The sequence below is a fragment of the Corallococcus sp. CA049B genome (genome assembly GCF_003611685.1).
Classification (GTDB): domain Bacteria; phylum Myxococcota; class Myxococcia; order Myxococcales; family Myxococcaceae; genus Corallococcus; species Corallococcus coralloides.
The window spans coordinates 1-7,363 of the sequence record NZ_RAWC01000324.1 but is presented as its reverse complement, the minus strand read 5'-3'; the positions used below and the strand labels follow the sequence as shown (position 1 = coordinate 7,363).

Below are 7,363 nucleotides of genomic sequence, written 5' to 3'. Positions count from 1 at the left end.
CCCATGCCCCCGTCCCCCACCCCTTCCCGGGAAGTCGAACTCGCGCGCGCCGAAGCCGACATGGCCCGGCTGGAGGCGCAGCTCGCTGAACAGGTGGCCCGCGCCGCCGCGGATGCCGCCGCGTTGACCGAGCGGCTTGTCCGCATGCGCCAGGCCCTGGCCCGGCCGGAGCATGCCGGAGACTCGCGCCTGTCCCAGTGGGCCATGCGCCTGGAGGACACCGAGTCCCCCGAGCCGTCTCCGGAGCTCGCGCGGCTGCGTGAGAAGGCCCTGGATGCGCGCGAGGCCGCGCTGGACACGCGCCGGCAGGCCGGGCTGGACCTCCAGTCCGCGCTGCGCGTGCAGCAGGAGGACGCCGCCCGGGTGGAGAAGGCGCTGACGTCCGCCGAGTCCGACCTGAAGCGCGTGGAGGACGCCGCCAGGGCCCGCGCGGAGGCCGAGGCGAAGGCCCGCCGCGCGGCGGAGGCGGAGACCCAGAAGGTCGTCCCGCCCCCAGCCCTGCGGCCGTCCCAGGAGAAGCCGTCCACGGAGACGCCGACGCGCGCGGAGCGGCTCCCGGCGCGCGCGCCCGTGGCCGCCACTCCGGCGAAGAGCGACGCGCGCAAGGCGGGCCGGGTGCGGATGCACACGACCATCGACACGCGCAGTGATTCCAACTTCTTCACCGGCTTCTCGATGGACATCAGCGAGGGCGGCATCTTCATCGCCACGGTGGAGGCGGTGCCGCGCGGCACTCCGGTGGAGCTGGACTTCACGCTGCCGGGGGGCCGCCCGTTGACGGTGAACGGCGTGGTGCGCTGGGCGCGCGACGGCAACGACCGCACGCCGGACCTGATGCCGGGCGTGGGCGTGCAGTTCACCACGCTGCCGCCGGAGGTGGCGAATGCCATCTCGTCGTTCGTGGCGACGCGCGACCCGATGTTCTACCCGGACTGAGGGGCCCAGGTGCCCCAGGGGCGCAGGGGCCTGAGCAGCCCCGCGTCCTGGAGGCGCGCCTGGACGTCCGCGGCCAGGGCGACGTGGGCGGGGTTGGAGACGGTGAACTTCTCCGGCGTGAGGGTGATGAGCGTGCCCCGGTTGGGGAGGTGCTCCACCTGGACGGGAGAGGGCAGTGGGGGCACGGAGCCGCGGAGGTCGGCGAGGTAGGTGACCCAGCCGACGAAGGTCCCGACCTTGACGCGAGTTCCTGCCGCAATGAGCTCCCGATGCGCATGGGAGGTGGCGATGCCAAACTCCGGCTCCCAGGCGAGCGCCATGGCGCGCACCACTCCGGTCAGGACAGGGGCGGTCAGCACACGCTCCGCGAGTTGGCCACTCCCGTGGCCGTCCAGGACACAGGCAGAACTCATGTGTATCGCGGCGCTGCCGCAGTGGCCGGTCACCTTCGAGGTTTCCTCTTCGTTCGCGCCAGCCCAGAGCCAGAAGCGGGACATGTCCATGACCCGGCTCGCCTTGCTGCCCAGGAGTTTCGCGAGCGTCCTCTCGTCCGGGGTCACCTGGAGCTTTCGTGCCTGCTCGAAGGTTGCCGCTGTCTGGTACCAGTGGCTCCACGTCGGCTCCAACGAACCCAGGTGCTGAATCAAGGTCGCCAGTCGGCGTGCACATGCGTCAACGGACTCCAGCCGGGCCAACCAATAGCAACCTGAGTAGTACGTCTCCGACATGGCCAGGGAGTTCCTCAACGGATGGGCGAGATGTGCACGACCTCGATGGTATCGAGTTCAAGAGCATCGAAGGCTTTGCGAAGCAAATCGGCGAACCTCTTCTCCGCGACGATCCAGCGGATGCGCTTTCCCTGGGCCAACCTGGATTGACGGACGGCCTGGGCAAGAACCTTGTCGAAGCCCCGGTAGAAGTCCTTCAGCTCCATGTTGTCCTTGATGAACTTGGCGTAGCCCGCGCCCTTGGCCTCCAATAGCAAATCGTCCACCAGGTCGTAGCCGTCGAAGTCGACCTCTTCGTCTCCTACCTTGAGCCGGTACGCGGAGCCCTTCGGTGCGCCGGTCACCTGGGCCTGATAGTCGCGGGCGCGGTCGGACATCGACTCGTTCACCTGCACCCACTTGCCGGGGCCTCCTGAGCTGCTCGCAGGAGGCGGGCCCATGGCGGCCATGGCCACCGCCGTGGACGCGAGCGTCACCTCCACCACTCCGTCCACCACCGCCACGGCGCTCACGTCCAGCACGCGCGCCGGGTTGAAGCCCGCCTGTGTCGAGCCCAGCCGCACCGCGTCCGGGAAGCGCGGCATCAAAGAGAGCGCGGATGACAGCCCCACCGTCATGCCGTGACTCACCAGCACCGTCACCGCGAGCACGAAGACACGCGCCACCTCTGGCCCCAGTGCCTGCGCGAAGACCTCCGCCGCCTCCTCCAGCTCCTGGAACGTCCGCGCCCTGTCCATGGCCGCCTTCAGCGCTCCGCACGCCCGCACCACCGTGAGGAACGACTGCACGCCCACGTACGCCAGGAACACAGCGGCAATCACCGCCGCGGCCTTGGTGAACAGGGGCTCCGGCGCCGCCGCCAACACCACCCACGAGGTGATGGCCCCCGCCACCACGGAGACAAAGAACTCCGGATTCAGCGTGTCCTGCAACGCGGCTCCAATACTCGCGCGCAACGGATCCAGCGACATGCCCACCGCGAGCGTCAGCCGATCCAGTTCGTTGAAGCCCGCCCCATCCTCCAGCAAGGACAGACAGTCCCCCGGAGCCTCATGCGCCCGGCACCACCTCCCGTACCCGTCCCGCAGCATGAACCCGAGCCCCAGGTCCAGCTGCGCCCCCTTCCTCGCGACCGTGCGCACCACCCTCGGTGACCGCACCGTCAGCGGGACCTCCAGTGCCAGCCGCGCCAGCGCCTCTTCGAACTCCCGCGCACTGACCGGCACGCGCCGGTCCCACGTGGCCGGCGCATACGCCCGGGTCCCCTGCTCCGTGCGAAACCGCACCGTGGGCCCGCTGGCGCAGCCCGTGAGCAGCACGACCAGCAGTCCCCACACGATCATCCGGCCCTGCCCCTGTAACACTGGCGACACTCCTCGACAGGTGCCTTCTCCGGCCCTTCCACCAATGCTATGCGCATCCCAGCAATTCATTTTTAACTTGAACATCTTGACTTCACCGGGAGCACATCTTGAAGCCTTCTTCCCTCCTCGCGGCCCTGGCCCTGACCGGCGTGCTGTCCGCCTGCGGCCCTGGCGAGGCGCCTGAACCCCAGCACCTGGGCAGCACCACGGCGGCGCTGGACTGCGCCGCGCTCAGCAAGCCCGTGTATCACCGGGTGCGTCCGTCCACGGGCGACAGCCTCCTCACCCTCAACGCGAACGAGGCCGCCAACGCGGCCACCACCTACGGCTACACCGACGACCGGGGCACGCCCTTCAAGGCCGCGAGTTCCTCCGGCACCGGCCTGTCCCCCGTCTACCGGCTCTACAGCCCCAGCCGGGGTGAGCACATCGTCACCATCGACGCCACCGAGCGCTCGAACCTCATCGCCTCCGGCTTCACCACCGACGAGGGCGTGGGCTTCTATGCGTCCAAGACCGCGGACACGTGCCTCGTGCCCGTCTACCGCTTCGACAACCCGGGCCTGAAGAAGCACCGCCACGCCGTCACCCAGGCGGAGCGCGACGCGCTCACCACCGCGGGCTGGACCAACGAGGGCATCCAGTTCTACGCCGCGCCCACCACGGTGGACACGAAGTTCACCTTCGTCGTCATCCCCGACACGCAGCAGGAGACGGTCTACGCCCCCACCCGGCTCACCCAGCGCATGCAGTGGATCGCCGACAACAAGACGGCCCAGGACATCCGCTTCGTGCTGCACACCGGCGACCTGCTGGACTGGGACACGCCCGACCACCTCTACTACCAGCGCGCCAGTGATTCGTACCAGGTGCTCGACACCGCCCAGATTCCCTACGCCATCGCCCTGGGCAACCACGACACGGCGGCCGTGTGCCAGGGCGGCAGCGCGTGCCCCGGCAACGTCAACGCCAACCTGCGCAACACCACCACCTTCAACACCTACTTCCCGCTGTCTCGCTTCAAGGCCCTGGGCGGTGTGTTCGAGTCCGGCAAGTGCGACAACGCCTACCACACGTTCAACGCGGGCGGCCTGAACTGGCTGGTGTTGAACCTGGAGCTGTGGGCCCGCACGAACGCCGTGAACTGGGCGAAGACCGTGCTGGCCCAGTTCCCCCAGCACAACGTCATCATCATCACCCACTCGCACCTGAACGGCAGCGGCGGCATCGAGCAGTCAAACGGTGGCTACGGCAACAACAGCCCCCAGTACGTGTTCGACAACCTCATCAAGCAGTACGCCAACGTGCGCTTCGTCTTCTCCGGCCACGTGGGCAACGCCGCCTACCGCACCGACACCGGCGTGAACGGCAACACCCTCTACCAGATGCTCAACACGTTCCACGACGGCACCACCAATCCGACGCGGCTCGTGGAGGTGGACACCGCAGCCAACACCATCACCACGCGCGTCTACGCGCCGCTGACGAACACGGAGCGGGCGGACGGCGCGAAGGCGTACAGCAACGTGAGCTGGGTGCGCTGAACGGACGCTCCGGGTGAATGACGCGAGCCCGCTGGCCAGCGGCACCACCCTCACCTCGCTGCTGACGGCGCTCTCCGGGACCTCGCCCCTCTACGCCACGCTGCCCGGCACCAGCACGACCCTCTACGACGGCCTGGTGGACTGCCTGTAGCCGGCACACGACGGCGCACCGTCTGCCTGCGTGAACGCAGGGTCCCGGTCCGTACGCTTCATGCTCGGATGAGGCGTCGGCCCAGAGGGAACAGCGCCGGACATGGCGGGCCCGGATGATGCAGAGGCGGGCCCGCCATGATTCCAGACCTCGCCCACCTCGCCGCCAGGGGAGAATCCGTCACAGTCGAGCTGAAGCGCTCGACCGGTGAATTGCGCGAGGCGATGCACACGCTCTGCGCCTTCGCGAATGGACAAGGAGGCCAGGTGCTGCTGGGCGTGAAGCCTGGCGGAGAGCTCATCGGCCAGCAGGTGAGCGAACAGACCCTGCATGACATCGCGACGGCACGCGAGCGCTTCGAGCCCCCGCTCGACCTCCACATCCAGAGCGTGGAGGTCGCTTCAGGGCGCAGCGTCCTCGTGCTCACCGTGGGCGGCATCAGTGATTCCGTGCCGTACACCTTTGACGGCCGCGCCTATGAGCGGGTGGGCAACACGACCCGCAAGATGGCGCAGGAGCGCTATGAACTGCTGTTGCTGGAACGTGCGCACAGCCGCCGTCGCTGGGAGAACCAGGAGGCCGATGAGGTTCCGCTCCAGGAGCTGGACCGCCAGGAGGTGCTGCGCATCGTCGAGGCGGCTCGCTCGGCCGGGCGCCTCGTAGGACCGGTGGGACGAAGCCTGCCCGAGCTGCTCGACCGCCTTGGCGTACGCCACAAGGGCAGGCTCCTGCGCGCGGCCGTCGTGCTCTTTGGCAAGACGTTCCTTCCCCACCACCCCCAGTGCGAGCTGCGGATGGCCCGGTTTCGAGGCACCGACAAGACCGAGTTCCTCGATCAACGCAATGTGCGCGGACCGGCCTTCCGGCTGCTCGAGGAAGCCGAGCTGTTCTGTCAGCGGCATTTCCCGTTGGCCGGCCGTATCGAACCGGGCCGACTGCAGCGTGTCGACCGTCCGCTCATCCCGCCAGATGCGATGCGCGAGCTCCTGGTCAACGCCTTCATCCACCGTGACTACAGCATCGCGGGTGGCGCGGTATCGCTCGCCATCTTCGACGACCGCGTGGAGATATGGAGCGCGGGGCGGTATCCGAAAGGCATCACGCCTGAATCGCTCACCCGGCCGCATCTGTCGGTGCAGCGCAATCCCATCATCGCGGAGGTCTTCTACCGTGCCGGGCTCATCGAGAAATGGGGCCGGGGCACGAACCGTGTCGCCGAGATGTGCCGCGCAGCCGGACTCTCCGCCCCGGAGTTCGCCGAGGTCACGGGCGCCGTGGTCGTCACGCTGCGGGTGAATGTGGGACAGACCCTGGCCGCGGATCGGGGGGAGCTCGCGCCCGTTCTGGGGGGAGCTGCCAGCGGATTGGGGGATGCTCTGAACGGATTGGGGGATGCTCCGAACGGATTGGGGGATGCTCCGAACGGATTGGGGGATGTCGCTGGCCGGAAGGAAATCGACGCGAAGGCGCGTGAACTCATCGAAAAGCTAGGTCACCGGCCCAGAAAGGCAGCCCTGCGCAAGGCCATCCTGGCGCTTACCTCGCTTCGTCCCTGGCCCCCCGCGGAGCTTGCCAATGAGCTGCATTACAACCCGGGCAAGCTGACGGAACGGCATCTCAAGGCCATGGTCGAAGAGGGTCTCCTCGAACGGACCCACCCCGATACCCCCAAGCATCCCGCCCAGGCCTACCGGGCCACGCGCAGGGGCTGACTACAGGTGCCCCTCCAGCATGCGCCGGATGGCGGTCCGGGTCATCGCTCCGACGGCCCGGTCCACCATCTGCCCTGCCTTGAAGACCACCAGCGTGGGCACCGCGCGGATGATGTACCGCTCCGCGAGCACCAGCTCCTTCTCCACGCCCACCTTCACCACCCTCACCGCGCTCCGGTGCCGGGCCGCCACCCGCTCCAGCCATGCGTCCATCAGCCGGTACTCCGGCGGACACCAGGGCGCCCAGAAATACATCAACACCACCTGCCCGGACGCCAACACCTGCTGCTGGAAGGCGCGCTCCGTGAAGTGCTCGATTCGCATCGTTCCCTCCTCGAACAGTGGACAGAGGGCTTCCGGCACGCCAGCGGAGCAATCCCTATCTTAGCGGCGCCATCCGTCGGATACCGGACCGGCCCCCGTGGCAGGGGGTGAAACACAGGTCCTGTCTCTGGCAGAAAGCAAGACAACCCATGAGGGGGTGGGACCGCGTCCCCCCTGAAGGAGTCCCTGCCGCATGAGCACGATTCTCCGGACCCCACCCCTCGCCGGTGGCCGTCCCCCTCGCTGGGATTCTCGCCGCCGCGCCCCGACAGCCTCCGCGTCCCTTCCCCTCGTGGAGAAGGTGAACCTGGCCCACGCCTCCACCGACCTGCCGGCGCCCGGCATCACCCGGCCGGTGGGCACGCTCCACGGTCAGCCCGTGCACATGGTCCGGCTGACGGGCACCGGCCCCTGGTGCCGGCACGCCACCGGAGACACCCTGTTCTTCGTCACCCGGGGCACCCTGCGGGTGGAGTTGCGCGAACGCACCGTGGACCTGGAGGAAGGCGAATTGCTCATCGTCCCCCGCGGTGTCGAGCACCGTCCGGTCACTGACTCGGAAGCGCTGGTGCTGATGTCGGCTCCATCGCTCGAAGGGGGCGCG

The 7,363-nt window shown here is 68.4% G+C and carries 8 protein-coding genes; 5 read left to right on the top strand and 3 right to left on the bottom strand.

Annotation, left to right across the window (positions count from 1 at the left end; all coding sequences use genetic code 11):
• Positions 1-936, top strand: a 936-nt coding sequence (locus D7W82_RS37365; protein WP_370451136.1) for a TIGR02266 family protein, incomplete at its 5' end; no start/stop codon positions are given.
• Here D7W82_RS37365 and D7W82_RS37360 read toward each other — a convergent pair.
• Positions 924-1,664, bottom strand: coding sequence for an immunity 52 family protein (locus tag D7W82_RS37360; protein ID WP_120622843.1), 741 nt, complete (start codon positions 1,662-1,664; stop codon positions 924-926). The genes D7W82_RS37365 and D7W82_RS37360 overlap by 13 nt on opposite strands.
• 14 nt (positions 1,665-1,678) lie before the next feature.
• Positions 1,679-3,007, bottom strand: a complete 1,329-nt coding sequence (locus D7W82_RS37355) for a restriction endonuclease fold toxin 5 domain-containing protein (RefSeq protein ID WP_199727988.1) — start codon at positions 3,005-3,007, stop codon at positions 1,679-1,681.
• 128 nt (positions 3,008-3,135) lie between these two features.
• Here D7W82_RS37355 and D7W82_RS37350 point away from each other — a divergent pair, with 128 nt between their 5' ends.
• The 3 genes from D7W82_RS37350 (at position 3,136) to D7W82_RS37345 (ending at position 6,435) form a co-directional block, all read left to right on the top strand.
• Positions 3,136-4,572 carry a metallophosphoesterase gene (locus D7W82_RS37350; RefSeq protein WP_120622841.1) on the top strand — a complete coding sequence of 479 codons (1,437 nt, stop codon included), beginning with the start codon at positions 3,136-3,138 and terminating at the stop codon, positions 4,570-4,572.
• A gap of 13 nt (positions 4,573-4,585) precedes the next feature.
• Positions 4,586-4,723 carry a hypothetical protein gene (locus D7W82_RS40765; protein WP_158617801.1) on the top strand — a complete coding sequence of 46 codons (138 nt, stop codon included), beginning with the start codon at positions 4,586-4,588 and terminating at the stop codon, positions 4,721-4,723.
• 137 nt (positions 4,724-4,860) lie between these two features.
• A complete protein-coding gene (locus D7W82_RS37345) occupies positions 4,861-6,435 on the top strand; it encodes an ATP-binding protein (RefSeq protein WP_120622840.1) in 1,575 nt (524 codons plus the stop codon).
• Here the strand turns inward: D7W82_RS37345 and D7W82_RS37340 are convergent, their stop codons facing one another.
• A complete protein-coding gene (locus tag D7W82_RS37340; RefSeq protein ID WP_120622839.1) occupies positions 6,436-6,759 on the bottom strand; it encodes a co-chaperone YbbN in 324 nt (107 codons plus the stop codon).
• A 193-nt stretch (positions 6,760-6,952) separates the two neighbouring features.
• On the opposite strand from D7W82_RS37340, the gene D7W82_RS37335 reads away from it, so the two are divergent.
• A partial coding sequence (locus tag D7W82_RS37335; RefSeq protein ID WP_147439745.1) for a cupin domain-containing protein occupies positions 6,953-7,363 on the top strand: 411 nt, incomplete at its 3' end.